7 protein-coding genes are annotated in these 21,451 nt (G+C 74.3%); all 7 read left to right on the plus strand.

The genetic code is table 11. The features are described from left to right. The first annotated feature begins 2 nt into the window (after positions 1-2). Genes AB7P10_RS06275 through AB7P10_RS06305 form a run of 7 tightly spaced genes read left to right on the plus strand, consistent with a single transcriptional unit; the run spans position 3 to position 21,443 of the window. The gene (locus AB7P10_RS06275; RefSeq protein WP_428292978.1) at positions 3-1,007 is read left to right on the plus strand and encodes a hypothetical protein; all 1,005 of its coding nucleotides are present in this window, start codon (positions 3-5) and stop codon (positions 1,005-1,007) included. Positions 1,008-1,051: 44 nt separating this feature from the next. Then, the gene (locus AB7P10_RS06280; RefSeq protein WP_428292979.1) at positions 1,052-3,343 is read left to right on the plus strand and encodes a hypothetical protein; all 2,292 of its coding nucleotides are present in this window, start codon (positions 1,052-1,054) and stop codon (positions 3,341-3,343) included. A 12-nt stretch (positions 3,344-3,355) separates the two neighbouring features. Then, positions 3,356-8,179 (plus strand): hypothetical protein, encoded by a 4,824-nt coding sequence (locus AB7P10_RS06285; protein ID WP_428292980.1) that lies wholly within the window; start codon positions 3,356-3,358, stop codon positions 8,177-8,179. A gap of 7 nt (positions 8,180-8,186) precedes the next feature. Beyond that, positions 8,187-9,707 carry a hypothetical protein gene (locus AB7P10_RS06290; protein ID WP_428292981.1) on the plus strand — a complete coding sequence of 507 codons (1,521 nt, stop codon included), beginning with the start codon at positions 8,187-8,189 and terminating at the stop codon, positions 9,705-9,707. Further along, the gene (locus tag AB7P10_RS06295; RefSeq protein WP_428292982.1) at positions 9,704-11,638 is read left to right on the plus strand and encodes an ATP-binding protein; all 1,935 of its coding nucleotides are present in this window, start codon (positions 9,704-9,706) and stop codon (positions 11,636-11,638) included. Before AB7P10_RS06290 ends, AB7P10_RS06295 begins: the two co-directional genes overlap by 4 nt. Positions 11,639-11,641: 3 nt before the next feature. Then, positions 11,642-20,536, plus strand: coding sequence for a hypothetical protein (locus tag AB7P10_RS06300; protein WP_428292983.1), 8,895 nt, complete (start codon positions 11,642-11,644; stop codon positions 20,534-20,536). Beyond that, complete coding sequence (locus tag AB7P10_RS06305) at positions 20,514-21,443, plus strand: hypothetical protein (RefSeq protein WP_428292984.1); 930 nt, start codon at positions 20,514-20,516, stop codon at positions 21,441-21,443. Before AB7P10_RS06300 ends, AB7P10_RS06305 begins: the two co-directional genes overlap by 23 nt. Positions 21,444-21,451: the final 8 nt, after the last annotated feature.

The raw sequence follows: 21,451 nt of genomic DNA on the forward strand, positions 1-21,451 counted from the left end.
CCATGAGCAGCACCGCCACCCGCGCCACCACCGCCGACCCGATCTACCACCAGCCTATGGCCGAGCGCCCGGGCTATGCCACCGGCATGCTGCGGTACGCGCAGGACTTCCTGGACGAGCAGACCTACCACCGGGGCCGCCTTGCGCGCGCACTCGCTTTCGTGGCCGGTGGCGGCACGCTCGCCGGCCTGCGCGTGGTGCACCAGCCGTCGGTCGAGGCGAGCGAAGGTGGCCCGGGCGAGGACGACGATGTGGCCGCGCGGCCCGAGGAGATTCGCGTCGAGGCCGGGCTCGCGCTCGACCGCCTGGGCCGCCTCATCGAGCTGCCGCGCGCGGCCTGTCTGCGCGTGGCGCGCTGGTTCGAGGCCGAGCGCGCGCGCAACGGCGGCGATGGTCTGCTGCAGGCCGCGTACACCACGCCCGAGCGCTTCCTGTCGGCGCGCGCCGTGGCCGAGGCCGCCATGCCCGGCGCGGTGCCGGTGCCCGCGCGCGCGGTGGTCGCCGATGTGCTGCTGCGCTTCGTGGCGTGCCCGCGCGGCCTCTCGCCGGCCTTTGCCGCCGGCCCGTTCGACGCGCTCAACGCGGTAAGCGTCTCGCGCCTGCGCGATGCCCATGAACTGCACCTGGTGCCGCGCGCGGGCCTGGACGACGACTTCAACGGCCTGCCCTTGCGCGCGGGCGCGACCACGCTGCCCGGCGAAACCGAGGCCGAGGCACTCGCGCGCGAAGCCGCCATGGACAACCCCGCGGCCAACGCCGACGAACGCCGCGCCGCGCTGCAGGACGCCGTGTTGCACGGCTATGCGCGCAGCGACGACGGCGCGCCCGAACCCGGCCCCGAGCACGCGGTGGGTGTGGACCCGAGCGCGGTCTTCATCGCGCGCGTGCTGATCCCGGTGGACGCCAGTGACGCCAGCGTGCGCAACGGCGACGCCGTGCTGGTCGACAACTTCGCCCGCCGCTTCCTGCCTGGCGCCGGCCTTCTGTCGCGCTGGAACGGACTCTGACCGCCGCGCCGACCGAACCCACCCGCATTCACCGGAGACGCACCATGAACCTCACCCAAGGCCCCGCCCGCGCACCGATTCCGCCCGACCAGGTCGCGCGCCTGCGCACGGCCGGCGTGCTGATCGAGGACCCCCGGCGTGAGCGCCCCTTCTACTTTGATGGCCGCTTCCTCGCCGCGCGCGATCTCATCCGCGACCAGCAGTACTTCCTCACGCGCGAGGCCGACCTGGGCCAGGCCTCGGGCAGTGGCGTGGCCACCGGCCTGTTCGTGATCGAGGGCGGCGCGCCGCAGACGCTGCGCGTGCACAGCGGCCATGGCGTCACGCCCTCGGGCGAACTCGTGCTGCTGCCGCGCGCGATCGACGTGCAGCTGGCCAACATCCCGGTGACGGAACAGCTCTCGGCGCGCTTCGGCCTCTCGCGCCTGCCGGTGCCGCCGCTGCGCAGCCGCACCGGCCTGTTCGTGCTGGCGCTGCGCCCGGTGGAGTTCACCGCCAACCCCATCGGCGCCTACCCGACCTCGCTCACCGGCCAGCGCACGGTGGAGGACGGCGACGTGATCGAGGCCACGGCCGTGGTCCTGGTGCCCTGGCAGGACGACGGCGCGGCCGATGCGCTGGACGCGCGGCGCGGTCGCGCGGCGCGCGCGATCTTCACGCAGGACACAGCCAGCGGCGTCTCGGCCAGCGTGCTGCCACTGGCCATGGTCGCGCTGCAGAACAACACCGTGGTGTGGATCGACGAGGCCATGGTGCGGCGCGAACTCGGCGCCGACCGCGGCGACCTGCCGGGCCTGGGTTTCGCGCCGCGCGGCCTGCGCCTGGCGCACCTCATGCAGCACCAGGCACACCTGGCCGACGTGGTCGCGCGCAGCGGCGGGCGCGGCTTTCCGGCCAGCGCGCACTTTCCCGCGCTGCCGCCGGCCGGGCCGCTGCCCGCCGGCGTCATCAATGCGCAGGACTTCACCCAGAACTACTTCCCCGCCGAGGTCGACGTGGACTTCAGCGTCATCCCGGAGGACGAACTGCCCGCGCTGGTGGAGGAAGCGCTGGCGCTGCAACCGATCGACCTCACCGCCGCGCCCGAGGCGCTGGACTCCACCGCCGTGATGGTGCTCGCGCCCGTGCCGCGCCACGAGTGGCGCGCCGTGGTCGCGCGCCTGAGCCTGGGCACGGCGCCGGCCACGCGCCCGGTCCGGCCCGCCGCGCCCAACCTGATCGCGCAGCGCCGGCCGTTCGAGGTGCTGCAGAAGCTGCGCCTGTCGCGCATCCCGGTGCCCGTGCCGCAGGCCACCGGCGCCGAGGCCGAGTGGCAGCGCCTGGCGCGCCAGGACAACCTGTGGTTCGTGCGCCGGCGCCACCTGGCGTACCGCGACGACCTGGTGGGCAGCTACCGCGAGATCAGCGGCGGCGACGAACGCGCGCTGGAGGTGAACCTCAACGAGCGCATCACCGAACTGGGCCTCGCCCCGCGGCTGGACTTTGTGATCCAGCGCGCCACGCCGGCCGCGGCCAGCGTGGCGATCAGCCTGCTCTCGGGCAAGCGCCTGCAGGAGTCGCCCGTGCTCACCGCCGCCGCGCTCGGGTTGTTCACCGACGCCATCGCCATCGCCGAAGCCCAGGGCGGCAACCCGGTGCTGGACCGGACGCAGGCCCTGGGCGTGTCGGCCGTGCTCGGGGCGCCCGAGCGCAACCACGCGCTGCTGGTGCTGCTGCGGCGCGAGGCCGAGGCGCCGATCCCGGCCGACGAGTTGCTGCGCATCGCCAGCAACGCCGAGTGGAACGAAGCCCCGGTGGACGACGACCTGCTGGAGAGGCGTCTGTTCACCCGGATCGAGGGCCTGGGCCTGTCGGACGAATGGGCCACGGTCTACAAGAACGCCGAGCCGGAGGTGACGCAGGCGGCGATCCGCATGCTGTCCGAGGCGCGCTTCGAAACCTCGCCCACCCTCACGGCTGCGGCCATCGGCCTGCTGGCCGAGCCGGTGGTGCAGGGCGGTTTCCTCTCGGAGGCGGCGGTCGTCGATGGCGTGCGGGCCGACCTGGCCGAGACCACGCGGATCGAGGCGCTGGACCGATGGCTCCAGCTGGAGGCGCGCCGGCCGCTGCCGGCCGATGAGCTGCGCAAGATCGTCGAGTCCACTCCCGAGTGGCGGCCCACGCGCGACCGCATCACCACGCCCACGCGCCCACCCACCCGGGCCGCGGCGAAAGCACCGGCGAAGAAGGCCGCTGCGGGGAAGGCCACGGCAAAGAAGCCAGCCACGAGGAAGGGGAAGGCCGCCGCCAAGGCCGCGACCACGAAGACCACCCGCACACCTCGCCGCAAGGCCTGAGGGAGAAACGACGTGAGCATTGAACGCATCGACCACCCCCTGCAGGGCGAGCGCGTGGTGGCGCTCTCGCCCGGGGACGCCACCCTCGCCGCCACCGACTGGCTGCGCCGGCCCAACCTGTTTGCCGGGCGCGCGCTGACCGCGCCCACGCTGCAGGGCCGCCAGCGCTGGCAGGCCGGGCGCATTGCGCAGCGCGGCCAGGCCCTCACCGCCGGCGTGGTGCGTGGGCTGGAGGTGTTTTTCGTGAGCGAGCCCGGCGAGACGGCCAGCGAAGCGCGCTTGCTGATCGAGCCTGGGCAGGGTCTGGCCCTCAGCGGCGAGGACGTGGTGCTCGCGCGCCGCGCCGAATGCCGACTGCTGGACCTCCCCGTGGTGGCGCCGCCGGCCTGGCTGGTGGCGCAGGCACCCGGCGAAGCGGGCGAGGAGGAGGCCACCGACCTCGGCATCGTGCACCCGCGCAGCGTGCCGGTGGACCGCACCCTGGCGGACCTGCGCGAGAGCGCCGGCTCGCGCCTGCCGCCCGTGGGCGTGCTGGTGCTGCAGCCCATCACCCTGGAACGTTCGGACGCCGACCCGGACGACCCTTGCGACCGCTGCCCCTGTGGCGAAGGCACGGAGATCGGTGTCGACAGCGTCGAGGACTGGCGCACCGCCGACGGCGCGCACCTGCTCTGGTACCCCTGGCCGGTGGAATGGCGCGCGCTGCCCGCCACCACGCTGCGCCTGCGCAACGCGCTGGCCCACACCGTGTTCGACGCCGAGGCCGCGCTGCCGCACGGCCAGGCGCTGCCCTGGGAAGCCTGGGGCTTGCCGATCGCGCTGGTGGGCCTGGACGACGGCTTCGTGCCGCGCTGGGTGGACCGCGCCTCGGTGGTGCGCCAGGGTGGCCGCGCGCGCGAGGAACGCCTGCAGCTGCTGCCCGGCGCCGCCGCGGCGTCCCGCCTGGCCGCCAACAGCCGGCTGCCCGCGCTCTGGCAGGCTCGCATCGAACAATTCGCGCAACAGATCGCCGACCTGGGCGAGCCCTTGCCCGCACCCGAGGTGCTGGCCGACCCCTTCCTGCGCCTGCCGCCCTGCGGCCTCATGCCCAAGAGCGCGCTCGACCTCTCCACCGTGCTGGAGCAGCCCACGCTGAGCAGCCCGTTCTTCCCGCCCGGCTTCGAGCTCGACGCCGTGCCCGTGCCCGTGGAGCAGCTCGACCTCGCCCTGCGCGAGGCCGCGCCGCTGGCCGCCTTCGACCTGTCCGCGCCCGAGCGGCTGCGCCTGCTGGTGCCGGTCACGCAGGCCTCGTGGGAGCCGCGCCTGCTGCACCGCGAGACCGTGGCGCCCGAATTCCAGCAGACGGTGGACGCCTTCGTGCTGCGCCGCTCGCGCGAACTCGGTGGCCGCCAGGGGCTGCGGCGCGAGAGCGCGCTGCTGCACCGCGCGCTCACCGGGCGCGCGCAGGCCGTGCCCGAGCCGTTTGACGACGCGCTGGCGCTCGAACCCGAAAGCCTGGCGCCCTGGGGGCCGCCACCCGCCGGCGGTGGCCATGTGAGCGCGCTGCGCGCCGGCGCGCACCGGCACTTCTTCGACGGTGCCACGCAGACTTTCGCCGCCAGCGCGGCCGAGCTGCTGTTCGCCTGGGTCTGCCTGGACCCCGACAACCCGCCGGCCAGCCTGATGCTCGAATGGCGCGACGCCAGCGGCTGGGAACACCGGGCGTACTGGGGCGAGGACCTGCTGCCCGCCGGGCGACCCCGCAGCGGCGCGCACCCGTTCCGGGTGGCCGCGCATTACCACGTGGGCCCCTTGCCCGAACCCGGGCGCTGGGTCCGGCTGGAAGTGGCCAGCAGCCTGGTGGGCCTGGCGGGGCGCGCGCTCAATGGCATGGCGTTCAACCTGTTCGACGGCCGCGCGGCCTTTGGTGCCAGCGGCGCGCGCAGCGGCGCCACCGAGCGCGCCTGGTTCGGTCATGTGCTGCCGGTGGGTGCCCGCACCGATGGCGACGAGCCCTGGGAATCGCTGAGCCACAACGACCTGTGGGCGCCGTTCGAGCCGAACGATGGCATCGTGCCCACGCACGCCACGGACGTGCCTGCCGGTGGCGGCCACGTCGAGGCCGCCGCGCCGGGTGTGCACCAGCACTACCTGGAAGGCGCCAGCGCCACGCTCGGCGGCCTGACCGCCACCGACAACCTGTTCGTCTGGGTCTACCTCGACACGAACGAACCGCCGCGCGAGCTGATGATCCAGTGGAAAGTCGGCAGCGACTGGAACGCGCACGGCCGGCGAGCCTACTGGGGCGAGAACCTGATCGGCTGGGGCGCCAGCGGCACGCCTTCGCGCCTGCGCGTGGGTGGCCTGCCGGCGCTGGGCCGCTGGCTGCGCCTGGAGGTGCCGGCCAGCGCGCTCAACGCCGTGGGCCAGACCATCAACGGCATCGCGTTCACGCTGTTCGACGGTTGCGCCGCCTTCGGCGCCTGCGGCAGGATCGCGCAGGCCACGCCCGGCGCGGTGGGCGTGCGGGCTGAGACCGTGTGGTTCGCCGGCACACCACCTGCCGGTGCGACGCAGGTGCCCGCCTTCCAGTGGCTCGGGGGGCTCGACATGATCGAACCCACGCCAGCCGCGCGCGTGGGCCAGTCCATCGAGGTGGCCGAGCTGCTGGCCGATCCGGCGCTGGCGCCACTTTCCGAGCGCGAGCGCGCGCAACTCCCGCTGCGCGGGCTCGAAGGCTTCATGGCCTACCTGCGCGCGCGCGCCGACCGCGCCGACGACATCACCGACTTCGGCTTCACCCACATGCAGGTGGACATGCACCGCGTGCGCCAGATGATGATGAGCACCGCCGACGCGAGCCGCCTGGCGATCTCACCCGCGCTCGCGGCGATTGCCAAGTCCGACAGCGCGATCACGGTGCAGTCGCAGATCAAGGAGTACATCACCAGCGTGAAGGCCGTGCGGCTGCAGGCGGTGGCCAGTCCACCACCCGCGCCCGCGCCAACCCCACGCGCGATGGCCATCAACTTCGGCCAGGCGGCGATGGTGAGCAACCTCCAGCAAGTCCAGCAGAGCAGCCAGATGGTGCTGCTGCAGGCGCCGCGCGCGCCCATCAACATCGTCTATGCCAACCCTGTCGTGGGTCTGGCCGAAGTGCGCACCGCCGCCATTGCCGACCGGCTGCGCCAGCCGCCGTCCACCGAGGCGCGCGACTACGCGCTGGCCAACCGCCACCGCACCGTCATGGCGCTGCTCGGCCTGCTGCAGGCCTTCACCGACGAAGACAACGGCGAGCCGCCCGCGTTGCTGCAGGATTTCGACATCGGGGGCCTGCAGAACGATCCGTTCCTGCAAGGCAGCACCACGCTCAGGCGGCCCCTGGCCGACTTCCTGGGCAACGCGGCGCGCCAGGCCCTGCTGCTGCAGCCGCCACCCACCACGCAACCCGACGAAGCCGTGCTGTTCACGCAGACCGTGGCGCTGTCGGACAACACCATCGCCATCCTGCGCCAGCTCGAAGGCCGCCTCACGCTCTACCGCAATGCACTCACGCGCTGCGACCAGGCGCTGGCGCGCATGCAGGGCCAGGTGCGTGTGGCGGCGCAGCGCCTGCGCGCCGCCGAAGAACGCCTGGCCGAGGCCCGGCACGACGTGGGCGTGGCGCGCGCCCTGCTCGACGAGGAGACCGCGCGCGTACAAGCCATCAACGAGCGCCGCGCGCGCGTGCTCGCCGAAGAGGTGCAGTACCTGGCCTTCGTGCGCCCGCGCGAGACCGGCAACGGCAGCGGCGCGCCGCAGCGCGTGCTCGACCCCGGCCTGATGGACGCGCCCGTGCCGGCGTGCCTGCGCGAGCACGGCGACGTGCCCGATGAGCTGGACGAACTGCTCAAGGTGCTGCGCGAGGCACCCGCAGCGCACTTTGTCGGTGCGCCCGCGATCCTGCAGATGATCGACCGGCCCGAACTGCTGCTGCGCACCCTGAAAAGCGCGCAGCTGCGCAGCACCGTCATCACCCAGCGCGTGCCGCCGGCGGTGAGCGCCGGCACCGGTCAGCTTGGCGTGCACATCGGCCAGATGCTGCTGCGCCAGACCCAGGCCGTGAGCGTGCGCGCCGAGGCCCTGCAGCGCATCGACCTGCAGCGCCTGGCCAGCGCCACCTGGCAGGGCGTGCAGCGCGAGACGCAGGAGGTGGTGTCGCTCGGCGACATCATCGACGGCGACCACGGCAAGGGCGACGTGGCGCGCCGCGCGAGCGAACTGTTCGAGCGCATCGCCGGTGTGTGTGCCTGCCTGCACGCCGAGTTCTCCGGCGTGCTGCCCTCGATCCGCCTGGACTGGGCCGAGGTCATGTCGCAGTTCGACGACGCACCCAACCTGCGCAACCTCGGCACGCTGCCGCGCTGGAGCGAGATCGGCTACGTCGACCGCAGGCAGATGCAGGCCTACACCGACTTCCTGTTCGCCCAGGTGCCGCCCACGAACAGCGCGGCCGTGGCGCTCATCAACGACGTGGTGCGCATGGCGCTGCTGCTGGCGAGCCACGCGCCGGTGGGCCGCATCGTCGCGGGCCGCCTGCCCCGGCCGGTCACGGCGGTGCGCGTGGGCAGCCGCATCCCGCTCACCGCGCTGGACAACAGCCGCCTGCGCGTGGGCATGCAGGCCATGATCTACAAGGCCGACCAGCTCATGGCGCGCGCCACCGTCGAGGACGTGGGGCAGGGCGAGGTCTCGGCCCGGCTGGTGCACACCCGCAGCGTGCAGATCGACCTGGACACCGACGTGCGCGTGCACTTCGACCAGGCCCAGGTGCTCAGCGCTTCGCCCCTGCGCGGCCTGGCGCTGTTCAAGGCGTGAACGCGGCATGGACCGCACCGTGCGCCACCTGCGACTGCGCGCACCCACCGCGCAGGCCGCCACGCACGCCGCGCACCGGCTCGAAGACGCGCTGCGCTGCGCCAGCCTGCCCGACACCGGCGCGCGCGTGCTGCTGGTGCGGCGCTTGCACCTGGGGCGCCTGCCGGCGAACCTGTCGTCGCAAAGCCTGAGCCTGCTGATCGAACAGCGCGTGGCCGCGGTGGGAGGCGAGTGGGTGCCTGGCGACGATGAGGCCCGCGCCGCGCGCAGCGACACCGTGTTCTTCAACAACCGGCTGGAAGCGGCGCAGGCCGCGCTGCGCCGGCGCGCGGCTGGCCTGTCGCTGGATGACTGGTTCTGGCCGCTGGCCTTGCCCGGGGTGGATGTGCACGCGGCCCCTGCGGACTGGCTGGCGCAGGTGGTGGATGGCCTCGCGTCGCAACCCGCCGCTCAGCCGGCGTTGCGCGCCTGGGTGGCCGAGGCGGTGCGCCAGGGCGCGGCGCCCTGGCTGGTGCGGCACATGGCCACCACCACCGCGCGGCGCGTGCTGGCGCTGGCCGGAACCCCCGGGCCAGCGCCGGTGCCCGCGCGCGCGCAGACCCCGATCGACGTCGACACCGCCAGGGTGCTGCGCGATCCACACGGCAGTTGGTTCACCCTGCCGCCCGCCACCGGGGCGCCCGACTGGCTGCCTGCGGTGCTGTGCGCGGCGGGCTGGCAGGCGCGCCCCGAACAAGCGCTGCCGGCCGCGCCGCGGTCCGGGATCAACCGCGTGGCGCCGCGGCCGCCCGCCGGCGAAGGCGGCCCACCCGTTGTCACCGCACCGGGCACCCCGCCACACCGCGCGCAGCCCACGCGCGCCGCGCTGGCGCCCGCCGGTCACGGGCCCGGCAACGCGACCCAGCCCGGCCCGGGTGTGGCCCCCGTGGCCCCTGTGCCGGCCGACACCGGGATCGTCGTGCCCACCACCGCATGGCCGCACTTCGATGCCGACCTGGCCACGGTGGCGGGCGGTCTGTTGTTCCTGCTGCCCGTGCTTGAACGCCTGGGCTTTGCGTCCTGGCAGGCCGACCATGCCGATCAGCCCCTGGCCGCGCTGGTGTTGTACCGGGCACTGCGGCGCCTGCCAGTGGCCGATGGCGATCCGATGTGCTCGCTGGTCGAGAGCCTGCCGCTGCCGCGCGAGACGGCCGCGCGCTGCTGGTCGCCGCCGCCGGGCTGGCGTGATGCGCGCATCGGACTGGGCCATGAACCCACGAGTCCATGCACGCCCGACGCGATGGCGCAACGCTGGCTGCTGGCCGTGCGCCGCTACCTGCGCCGCGTGGCGCGCATCGGACTGGCCAGCCTGTGCCTGCGCGCCGCCCATGTGCGATGGAGCGCCACCCACCTCGACGTGCGTTTCGCGCCGGGCCAGGCCGACCTGCGCGTGCGCCGCGCCGGTCTGGACATCGATCCCGGCTGGTTGCCCTGGCTGGAACGCGTGGTGGCATTCGAATACCGGGCAGGGCCGGGAGAGCGCGCGTGAACGCCGCCGCCCCGCCACCGCTGGCGCCGCCCCTGGCCACCGGCCTGCTGGCCTGGCTCGCGCCCGGCACGCTGGCGGCCGACGCCCCCGCCGAAGCCCGCTGGCTGGCCGCGCAGGCCGGCGAGTTGCCCGCTGCCTGCGGCGACCTGACCCGCACGCTGGCGCTGTGGTGGCGTGCGCCACCCCTGCAGGACCAGCCGCTGCACCGCCTGTGCGAGGCCCTCGCGCTCAACGACAGCGAGTGCATGGCGCTCGCGCTGAGCCTGGCCGCGGACGCCGACGTGGTCGTCAGCCGCGCGCTGGGCTGGCTGCAGGCACCGCTGCGCGACGGGTTCCCCACGCCCGGCCTGATCGCCAGCCTGGACGCGCAGCGCGGCCTGTCCGCCGCGCAGTCCCTGGCCGCGCTGCTCGATGGCGAGGCCCTGGCCTGCGGCCTGCTGCAGCTCGAAGCCGGCACGCGCGCGCTGCCCGACGCGCGGCTGCGACTGCCCATGCCGCTGGTGCTGGCGCTGTCGGGCGGCCATGGGTCCTGGCCTGGCGTGCAAGCCGACGCCGCCCAGGGCACGCGGCTGCCGCCATCGCTGCAGGCGCAGGTCGAGCAGCTCGGGCGCCGGCTCCTGCCGGGCCAGGCACTGGTGGTGCGCAGCGGGCACCCGCGCGAGGCCCGCGCGGCCTGCGCCGCCCTGGCGCATGCGCGCGGCCTGCGGGCCGTTTTTCTCACGGGCGATGCGCCGGCCGGCCTGTTGCCCTGGCTGCTGCTGCACGGTGCCATGCCGGTGTGGGTGGCCGAGCTCGCGCCGGGTGAGCGCCGCCGGGTACCCGCGCTGCGCGGGCGCCACCTGCCCCTGCTCATGGCCAGCGGGCCCGAGGGCAGCTGGGAACTCGACGGCCAGGCCGTCCCCGCGTGGACGGTGCCCGTGCCACCCGCAGTCGAGCGCGCCGCCCTGTGGAGCGCAGCTGGTCTGCCGGGCGACGCGGCGCAAGGGCTGGCCCGGCAGCACCGCCATGCCTGCGCGCGGATTGACGAACTCGCGCACGCCGCGCACGCGCTCTGCCGTGGCGACGGGGCCGCGCAGATCACGGCACGACACGTGGCGCGCGCGGCGCGCGCGGCGGGCCAGGACGCGCTGGGCTCGCTGGCGCGGCTGTTGCCGGACGAGGTGCCCGACGACGCGCTGGTGCTGCCCGATGCCTTGCGCAACGACCTGCTGGCGCTGGTTGAACGCTGCCGCCAGCGCGACGGACTGGTCGATGGGCTGGGTGCGGCGGCACGCACGCGCTACCACCCGGGTGTGCGCGCGCTGCTCGTGGGGGCGTCGGGCACCGGCAAGACCCTGGCCTGCGGCTGGCTCGCCACGCGCCTGGGCCTGCCGCTGTACCGGGTCGACCTTGCCAGCGTGAGCAGCAAGTACATCGGCGAGACCGAAAAGAACCTCGGCGAACTCTTCGCCCGCGCCGAGCACGCCGAGGTGGTGTTGATGTTCGACGAGGCCGATGCGCTGTTTGCGCGGCGCACCGACGTGAAGGACGCCAACGACCGCTTTGCCAACCAGCAGACCAACTACCTGCTGCAACGCATCGAGGCTTTCGAGGGCGTGGCGCTGCTCACCAGCAACAGCCGCGCGCGTTTCGACAGCGCCTTCACGCGGCGGCTCGACGCCATCATCGATTTCCCCCAGCCCGGCGCCGATGAACGCCGCGCGCTGTGGCTGGCCCACCTGGGCCAGGCGCACGCGCTCGACGCCGCGGAACTCAACCGCCTCGCGGCCACGTGCGAGTTTGCCGGTGGCCACATCCGCAACGTGGTGCTGGCCGCTCGCTCGCTCTCCATCACCGCACCCGTGGGTTGGGCCGCGCTGGAGCCGGCGCTCGACGCCGAGTACCGCAAGCTCGGCAAGCGACTGCCCGCCGGACTCGCGGGCGGGCGCTGAGCCATGGCGCACGCCGTTGCGCTGGCGTCCGGGCCGGAGCACCGCCGGGCCGGCCGCGCCTTGCCGCATGCGCGCCGGCGCGATGGCCGCGACACCCTGGCCGCGCGGGGTGACGAGCACGTGGCGGAAGCGGAAGGCATCGACGAGGAACGGGACGTCGACACCACCCCGTGGGCCGGCGCCGAACCCGGCAGTGGCGCGTTGCCGCGCTACGCCAGCACGCCGATGCCGCGTCGCGCGGAGGGTGCCACCGATGCCGAGACTCCGCCCGCAGTGGCTGCACCCGAACCCGGCGCGGTTGCCGACGAGCCCCCGGTGCGCGCGCGCGCAGCCGGGGAAGCTGGTGAAGGCGAGCACGAAGACATGGGGGATGAAGAACACGAAGCGGGTGCAGAGGGCGAACTCGCGGCAGAGGGTGGTGGGCGCGCACCAGCAGGCGCAGCCGCCCGTGCACCAGCGGGCGGTCTCGAGGCGCTGGAGCCGGATCAGGCCGACGCCCTCGTCCTGCGCGAGGCGACCGAGGAACCGCTGTTCGCGCCCCCGCTGGCGCTGGAAGCGGTGCCCTCGATCTGGGCCGTGACGCCCCCGGGCCCGGACGAACTGTTGCCGCCCGCCCAGGCCGAACCCGAGGCGCCCGAAGGCGAGGCCCCCGCGGACCCGGCGCGGCGCGTGATGGATGCGCGCGAGACCCGCGAGCGCGATCAACAGGCCGCGCGCGCCGCCCTGCAGGCCTGGCAGGACCTCGCGCGCGAGGTGCAGGCCGGGCAGGACGCCTTCGTGGCCCGCACCGATGGCGTGGCGCAGGCGCTGGCACTCGCCTGGGATCAGGGCGCGGGCGAGATTCTGCAAACGCACCAGGCGGACCGCGACGCGCTCGACCAGGCCACGGCACAGGCCGAGCTTGCGCTCCAGGAGGCGGGCGCGGCGGCGCTGCGCGACTTCAACCGAGCCTCGCGGCGCACGCGCGCGGCCATCCGCGCCGCCGGACGCAGCGCCTACGGGCTGATCAATGCCGGCAGCGCACGCTCGGCCTCGCAGATCGGTGGCGTGGTCTCCGGCCTGGTGGCCGGTCATGTGCAGGCTTTCAACGACACCGTGCGCGAGGTGCAGACCGCGCGGGACGTGGCCGTGACGGGGCTCGAGACCTGGCGTGACCAGCGCGCCGTGCACCATCCGAGCGACAGCGGCCCGTCGCTCGAACGCGCCAAGAACGAGAAGCGGCAGCTGCGCATTCCGCGCTGGGTGGACCCTGCGCTCACGCGCCTGCGGCAGCGCTTCGACGACAAGAAGCAGGCCTGGGAGCAGTCGCGCGACAACACCTCGTGCAGCCTGGGGTGCAGCTACACCGGTGCGCTCGCGGCGGAGAACACGCGCATGGCCGCGCAGAGCCGCTGCCAGGTGGGCAAGGCGCTGCAGAACGCGCTCGACACCCTCGGAACGCAGACCCGGGCCGGGCGCGAGGCCCTGCGCGAGATCACCCGGCAGCAGGTGCTGCAGCTGCACCACCAGTCCGGTGCCGAACGCAGCCGGCTGCACAGCCAGGCCCGTGGCGCGCTTGCCGCGCAGCACCGCGAGACGCAAGGTGCCGTGAGCGGTGTCGCCGGCGCGGCGCGTTCGGCCCTGCCCACCTATGCGCGTCAGGCCATCGGCTTTGGCCAGTCGCTGCGCCAGAGCGCGCAGCGCGGCGCCCCCAGCCTGCGCCTGGCCGCCGAACGCGGCGCAACGCCGCTGCGTGACACCACCGCACACCAGGGCGCGCTGCTGCAGCAGAGGCTGCAGGACAACCGGCAGCGGCATGACGACAGCGCGGCCGGACTGCGCGCGGCGCACGAAGCGAACCGGCTGGAAGCGCAGACGCAGTGGCAGACCTTTCTCGCCACGCAGCAGACCACCGCCGGCGAACAGCTGGCCGAGGGCGCGGCGGGTTTCACCGGCGCCTTTGGCCGGCTCGCGGGCACGGTGCGCGAGGCCGCCAGCGAGTGGGCACGCCCGTTGCCGGTGCGCATGGCCGCGTTCATTGCCGCAAAGCGCACCGAGGCGGCGGCCGCGCTCAGCCAGTTGCGCACCGGAGAAGCAGCCCCCGCGCCCGCCGCCGGTGGCGCGCCACCGGCGCCTGCGCCGGCAGAGGATTGCCCTGAAGCTGCGGCCGAGGCCGGCACCTCGACCACCGAATGCGGCCACTGCGGCGGCGCGGGCGGGGCCACCGGAGCGGGCGGCGGCGATGCGGCTGCCGCGCCGGGCCTGGACCAGCAGCGCGACGACGAGATCGACCACTGCAAGGAGCACCTGCCGGCCGACGTGTTCTTCGAGGAACAGCTGACCCAGGCCGGTACCGACGTGGAGCGCGCGCTGGAGGGCCGCGCCAACCGCGTGGTGGCCGGCTTCAGCGGCGCCTTCATGGGCAGCGTGGACGAAAGCGCCGTGCTGGCCGCGCTGCGCGGCATGACGCGCAACCAGGGGCGCGCGCTGAACATGACGGTCTACCCCGGGCGCCACCGGGGCCGCTGGCTCGAAGACGATCTGCGCGAGCAGCTCGACGCCGACAGCGACGACTTCCGCGCCGCCAGCGCTTACCTCAATGGCGACAACGCCGCCGGTGCGGCGATCGAACTGGCCGATTCCACCGGCTTCTTCAACGACGACGAGGCGCGCATCGAGGCCGTGATGAGATCGCTCTCACCCGACGAACTGGCCGCCCTGGGTCGCGACCACGCCGGCACGCTGGGCGAAGTGCGCGACGCGCTCGATGGCACGGACCAGCGGGTGTTCGATGCGCTGGCCGATGGCGACCACGCGCTGGCCGACGCCGAGCGCCTGCGCACCGCCGTGACCGAGGCGCGCCGCGAGGGCGACGCCGATGCCACGCACCGCGCGATCGAGCAGTACACCGGCGCGCCGCCGCCGGGCGACTGGCGCGCCGAGCAGGAAATGGGCGCCGACGAGCGCCGCACCGCCGTGGTCGACGCGCTGGGCGGCATCGTCAGCGACGCCGACGTGGCGCGTGGCGTGGAGCCCGGCACCGACCTGGCCACGCTCAGCCACGAGGACCGCGCGGTGGCCTTCGTCACGCGCGAGGTGGACGTGTACGTGGGCGGTGGCCCCGAGGGCGGTGGGCAGACCATCACGCTGGACCTGGCCGGCGCCAACCACGACCTGGCCGAGGCCCTGATCCGGCATGGCGACGACAGCGTGGAAGTGCGCGCCGCGCGCCTGGGCGTGGAGATCCAGCGCCGCGGCGATCCGCCCGACGCGGTCAACATCGACCGCGCCACCTTCGACCCGCGCTTCGTCGGCGACCTGAGCACGGCCACGCCCGCGCAGCGCGAGGCGCACCGCGCGGCGGCGGCCGAACGCGCGCGCGTGCTCATGCTCGCGGCCGAACGCTACGCCGGTGGCGAGGCCACGCCGGAGGACTTCGCGCCCGCCAGCGATGTGGCCAACCCCGACGCCGCGCTGGAAGAGGACCGCGTGTCAGCGGCGCGCGAGCGCCTGATCGGTTCTCTGGAAGAGCGCTTCGGCGCCAACAGCACCGGTGCCGCACTCGCCGCCGGCCTGCTGACCGACACGCGGCCCTCGCCCGAGACGGCGGCCATCGCCATGGAACACGCGATGGACGGCGCGGGCACCAACGAGGACCTGATGTTCCGCTTCACCGAACGCATGGACCGCGACGAAATCGCCGCCATGCGCGAGGCCTACGAGGACCGCACCGGGCGCTCGCTGGATGCCGATATGGGCGTTTATGGCGAAGGCGAGTTCTTCACCGAGCTCTCGGGCGACGACCGCCTGCGCATGGAGCGCGCCATGCTCGGCCAGCCGCGCAACGACCGCGAGCGGCTGGAGGTGGCCGCGTTCGCGCTCGAGCAGCAGCGCCGCGAGGCCAGCGGCTTTGGCGAATGGCTGGCCGACGGCACGCTGGCCGAGGAAGCCATGGACGAGACCGCGGCCGAGTTGCAACTGCTCGCGGGCGGGCCGTTCACCGTGGGCCCGCGCGGCGAGATCGAGGGCCGGCTGGGCAACTTCAGGGACGATGGCAGCTACCGGGGGCCCGACGTCGAGCACTTCCGCGCCACCGCCGGCGTGGCCCAGGACATCGCGCAAACCTATGCCTCGCGCATCGACGCCTTCGCCGACATCGCCACCACCGGCATCGCCATCCTGGGCGCGATCGCGGCGGCGGCCATCACCGTGGTCACCGGCGGCGCGGCCGCGCCGCTGATCGCCGCGGCCGTCATCACGGGCCTGGCGTCGATGTCGGCCAGCTATGCGATCAAAGGCGGGCGCTATGGCTGGGAGCAGGCCGCGGTGGACCTGGGCATGACGGCGGTGCAGGCCGTCACCGCCGGCGTGGGCGCGCAACTCGGCGCGGCCGCTCAGGTGGCGGGCAAGGCCGCGTCCGCCGCCAGCGCGGCCAGCCGCACGCTCACCAGCCTCTCGCGCATGTTCACCGGCAACCCGGTCGTGGACCAGATCATCGTCGGCATGGTCACGGGCTCGGTCAGCGGGCTGGGCACGGCCGCGCTGGACGAACGCACCTGGGCCCATGGCGCCGACGACGCCGTGGGCTGGCTGTTCGCGGGCCTGGCGCGCGGGGCGCTCGCCGGTGGCGCCACCGCCGCGGCCACCAACTCCATCGAGGCCCTGGCGCGCAATGGCGCGGCCATCGCGCGCCAGGCCCAGGCCATCGCCGAGCGCGGCGGGCTGCTGCGCCGGGTGGCCGGTGGCGCGCTGGGCGTGGTGGGGCGCACAGCCGACAGCGCCAACAGTGCGCTGAACGCGGCCACCGGCGGCGGCGGCCTGAGCAGCCTGAGCGCGGCCGGGCGGCGCGGCCTCACGCGCGGGCTGGTGCAGGCCGCCGGTGGCGTGGCCGGGCGCGGCACCGAGCTGGCCGTCGACCGCGCCACCGGGCGCTTCCGCGGCGACATGGGCGACGCCCTGCTGGAGATGGGCCACGCCGGCCTGCACAGCTTTGTGCAGGGCATCGGCGAAGGCGGTGCCGAAGCCATCGGCCAGGGCGTGCACAACACGCGCCTGCGGGGCGCCGCCGAGCGCATCAACGAAACGCGGCGCGAGATGGGCCTGGAGCCGATCCCCGGCGACCCGTTGGCCCACGGCTCCCCCTTGCGCGATGCGGCCGAGGACCTGATGTTCATGCAGCAACATGGCCGCTTCGGCAGCGACAGCCTGGGCCGGGCGCTCAGCCTGGAGCACATCGCGCAGCACGGCGGCATGGCCGCGACGGTGGTCACGCGCTTCCCCGACGCGATCGTGCAGGACGGCATGCGCGCGGCCCTGCTGCGCCACGTGGACCCGGCCCTGCACGGCGACTTTGCCGACGTGCCGATCCGTGTGCTCTCCGACGCCGAATTCCGCGCCGCCACCCGCAGTGCGCTGGGCGACGCGGTGACCCTGATCGAGAACGGCCAGCCGGTGGTGGTCGTGCGTGAAGGGGCGTCTGTGGCGCGCCTGGCCGATGAAGGCCCGCACCTGGTGCAGTCGCGCGATGCCGCCACCCGCGCGCGCGTGGAGCGGCTGGACGAGGCCACGCTGGCGCGCTGGGACGAGCTCGACCTGGACACTCAGATCGACCTGTACCGCGACAAGGTCGACCTGGAGATCGATGCGCACGAGCAGATCCGCGGATCGCTCGAGCGCGAGATGGCCGATGCGGTGCGCGTGGGGGACACCGACCGCGTGGCGCGCCTGGCCAGCGAGATCGACTTCAACGACGGCACGCTGGCCAGCCTGCGCGAGCGCGCCGCCGATGTGGAGGGCCTGGGCGCGGGGCGGCGCGATGCCATGCGAGCTGGCCGCGAGCGCCGGCCCGACTACCTGGACCAGCCCGCGCGCCTGTTCAGCAAGCGCCGCCGCGCGGCCGACGCGGAAGAGGCGCGCGCCCGGACCGTGGCCGAGCTGGAGCAGCAACTGCCCGCGCGCACCGACGCCGAAGGGGACGATGGCGACGGCGCGACCACCTTGCCCGACGGCCCGCCGCCGACCGAGGGCGGGTCGCGGCGCGTCTTTGACCGCACGCCCGAGGAGGCCGAAGCCGGCATGGCGCGCGTGCAGCGCGGCAACGACTTCAATGCCGAGCGCGAACACGCCTACCCGCACAGCGAGGTGCGGCTGGAACGGCCCGAGGGCTGGCGCGGGCACCCGCGCGCGGACGCGGTGGTGGTCGGCCGCGAGATCGTGGAACGCAAGTTCAGCCAGCTCGCCGACCTGAGCGAGGACGCCGCCATCGCCTACATCAACCAGCTGGCCGAGATCTACCACCCCGGCGCGCGCATCGCCGAAGTGGACAGCACCGCGGCCGTGCGCGCCGACGACGCCGCCGGCGGTGGCAGCGGTGTGCTGCGCGGCCAGATGGTGCTGGAGGTGCCCGAGCAGCACGCGCCCGTGCCGCGCCGCGTGCTGGAACACGCCGAGCGCGCGGGCGTGGTGATCCGCGACCCCGAGGGCCGCATCTACAGCACGGCGCACCCGGACGGCGACGACGGTGTCGTGCGCGCCTCCGTGCGCGACCCCGACGCGCACGCCGAAGCCATGCGCGCCGAGTTGCTGCGCCACGTGCCCGAGGCGCTGCACGGCGAGATGGCCGAGGTGCCCATTGTCGTGATGCGCGACGCCGACTTCCGCCGCTTCACCGGCAGCGAGCGCGGCGAGGTGGTGCTGATCCACCGCGACGGGAACCCGGTGGTGGTGGTGCGCGAAGGCACGCCCGTGGGCCGCCTGGCCGACGAAGGCCCGCACCTCATGCAGCTGCGCGACCCCGCCACCGCCGCGCGCGTGGCGCGGCTGGACGAGGCCACGCTGCAGCGCTGGGATGAGCTGGACCTGGACACGCAGATCGAACTCTTCCGTACCAAGGTGGAGCTGGAGATCGACGCGCACGAGCGCATTGACGCCTCGCTGCGCGCGCGCACGCCACCCGACGAAGCCGAACTCGCGCGCAACGCGCAGACCCTGCACAACCTGCGCGAGCTGCAGGAACAGGTGAGCGGCCTGGGGCCGGCCGAACGCGCCGCGGTGCGCGCCGGTGCCCGCGCGCGGCCCGACTACCTGGATCAGCCGGCGCGCCTGTTCTCCAAATCCGCGCAGGGCGTGCGCCGCGTTTTCGAACCCTTCGTCGGCCCGGGACTGCTCAGCCCGACCGAACTGGCGGCGCGCTACCCCGGCGCGGAGGTGATCGCGGGCGAGGCCAGCCACCCGCCGGACGCCGCCGCCGTGGCGGCGTTCGAGGCGCAAGGCGGGCGCTTCGTGCCCGACCGTTTCGGCGAGTCGCTGCCCGACGCGTCGGTGGACCGCGTGCACGTGCGCTTCCCGCTGCCGCACGAGAAGGCGATGGAGATGGGCGTGTCCGCGGGGGGGCGTCCCTTGCACGAGGTGCTGGCCGAGATCGCGCAACGCCAGGCCGAGGTCGAGAGCGTGACCAACCTCGCGCCGCATGCCTTGCGCGTGCTGCGCGAAGGCGGCGAGATCGAGGTGGTGTTTGACGAGGCCTCGATCCACGCCGAACTGGCCGCCGCGCAGCAGCTCGTCTGGAGCGATCAACACGGTGTGCGCTGGCGGCTCGAACCGGTGGGGCCGGCGGCGGAGGCACCACGCGCGGTGGTGGCGCCGCACTCGGGCTTTGGTGTGCCCGAGCGGGCCATGGCCCACGTCGTGACCCTGCGCAAGGTGCGGGTGCCCCCCACACCCGAGGAGCGGGCGCTGGGCGCGCAGACGCGCGTGGCGCGCAAACGGGAAGAGCGCACGGCGCGTGAGGCCGCACACGCCGCGCGCACCGCGCGCCGCGAGCAGGCCGAGCGCGATGCCGCCGCGCACCAGCGCGCACGGCTGGAGCGCGAGGCGCGGATCGACCAGGAAACCACCGCGCGGCTGAGCGACCTGCGCGAGGGCCGCACCACGGTCGACGAAGACCTGCGCCGGCGCCTGCTGCCGGTGGCCGCCTTGACCCGCCTGTCGGTGGACCAGCTGATCGAGGTGATCCAGCGCATCGACGCCACGCTGGGCATCAGCGGGCGCCGCATCGATGCGCAGGAAATCATCGACAGCCTGCGCAACCGGGTGCGCGACGGTCGCCCGCCGCGCTATGGCGAGCTTGACGGCCTGGTGGATGAACTCGCGGTCACGCTCAACGCGCTGGCCATTGCGCACATGCGCGATCACCTGCGCGCCGCCCGCCCGGACGCGGTGCTGGCGGTCGAACGCGGCGGCGCGCTGCTGGCCGAGGCGCTGTCGCGCGACACGCCCGACTTTCCCGACACCGTGACCATGGCCAAGTCCGGGCCGCCCGGGCGCGAGCAGCGCACGCCGCTGCTGGAGGCCGAGATTCGCCGCCGCATCACGGCCCTGGGCCAGTCCCGCTTTGCCATCGTCGATTTCTACATGGGCGGCGTGTTCGCGGGCGAACTGCGCGCCATGGTCGCGCGCATCGCGCGCGACCACCCGCAGGTGCAGGTCGACGTGGTCTGGATGCGCGAGACCCACGGCTTCGAGCGCACGGTGACCAGGCCCACCCTGGAGGACCTGGCGCAGGGCGTGGCGCTCACCGGTCGCGTGGTCTGGCGCGATGGCCGGCTGGTGATCGAGAACCCTTCGCCCATGGTCACGGTGCCGCCACTGCGCGGCACCGATCCTGACTTGCCGCAACTGCGCGCCACCGAGGTGCCGGTGGACGTGGTGCTGGGCGACGACATGCCCAGCGTGCTCGATCGCGCGTCAACCGCGCCGATCCGCGTGTTCGACCACCAGGGCCGCGTGGTGCGTGTGATACCGGTGGGCACGCCCGATCCGGTCACGGGGCAACCGCTGCGCAGCACGCGCGACATCATGGTGCGGCTCATGCAGGGCTGCTTCACAATCAGAACCGATGACGATGGACACCAGCCTTGAGACCCTGCGGGTGCTGCCCCCGGCGCACGGCTTCGGCGCGCTGCGCGAGGCGCTGGAGCGCAATGGCTGGCGGTTGCTTTCGCACAGCAGCGCGCCCATCGTGCCGGGCGAGCCCGAGCAGGCCAGCTTCGCGCACGGCGAGCGTGCCCTGCACTACACCTTCAACCCCGTGTGCCGCCTGCGCCTGCTCGATGGCGCGCGCGCCGGCGGCTGGCCCGACGGAGTGCCCCGCGTGGACCCGGCCGAAGTGGCTGCCTGGCTGGCCGATGGCGACGAGCGCACGGCGCTGCGCGGCATCCTCGCGGCCCAGGCGCTGCGCGCGACCGCGCTGGCGCCCGCGGTGCAGGCCCTGGTGTCGCACCCGCGCGCCGCGCTGGCGCAGGCCGCCACGCGCGCGCTGACCGCGCTGGAGACATCGGTCACGGAGCCCGGTCCGCGCGAGACGGCGCTGGCCGCGGCCGACGTGCTGCGCCAGCGGCTGGAGCCCCTGTTGCTCGACATCGCGCGCGACCCGGGCGGCGCGCTGGCCGTGTCGCTGCGGCCGCGCGAGGACGACTGGGACCGCGTGTTCGTGCCCGCCTGTGCCGACCGGGCGCGCGAGGCCTACGCCGCGGCCTGGCCCGAAACGCCGCGCGTGCGGCGCGCCAGCGCGCAGGCGCGGGTGCGCGTGCACCTGGCACCCGCCGGCATGCTCGCCACCGACAACGAGCTCTCGCGCGCCTTCCCCGGCGGCTACCGCGCCATCGCCGACCACCTGCAGCCGCAGCGCGTGTGGGCGGCGTGGAAAGTCATCGAGCCCGGTGCGTCAGCGGGCATGGCCTACGACGGCCTGGTCTGGGTGGACGACCACTGGGCCTGGTTTCCCAAGCCCTACCGCGTGCTGGCCGGGCTCGTGGCGGGCAGTTGAATAACCCG

The organism is Hydrogenophaga sp., assembly GCF_050182545.1.
GTDB lineage: Bacteria > Pseudomonadota > Gammaproteobacteria > Burkholderiales > Burkholderiaceae_C > Hydrogenophaga.

Bases quoted from the DNA above. Each gene is read 5' to 3' on its own strand.
- AB7P10_RS06275 (WP_428292978.1), top strand. From the start codon at position 3: ATGAGCAGCACCGCCACCCGCGCCACCACCGCCGACCCGATCTACCAC.
- AB7P10_RS06280 (WP_428292979.1), top strand. From the start codon at position 1,052: ATGAACCTCACCCAAGGCCCCGCCCGCGCACCGATTCCGCCCGACCAG.
- AB7P10_RS06290 (WP_428292981.1), top strand. From the start codon at position 8,187: ATGGACCGCACCGTGCGCCACCTGCGACTGCGCGCACCCACCGCGCAG.
- AB7P10_RS06300 (WP_428292983.1), top strand. From the start codon at position 11,642: ATGGCGCACGCCGTTGCGCTGGCGTCCGGGCCGGAGCACCGCCGGGCC.
- AB7P10_RS06305 (WP_428292984.1), top strand. From the start codon at position 20,514: ATGACGATGGACACCAGCCTTGAGACCCTGCGGGTGCTGCCCCCGGCG.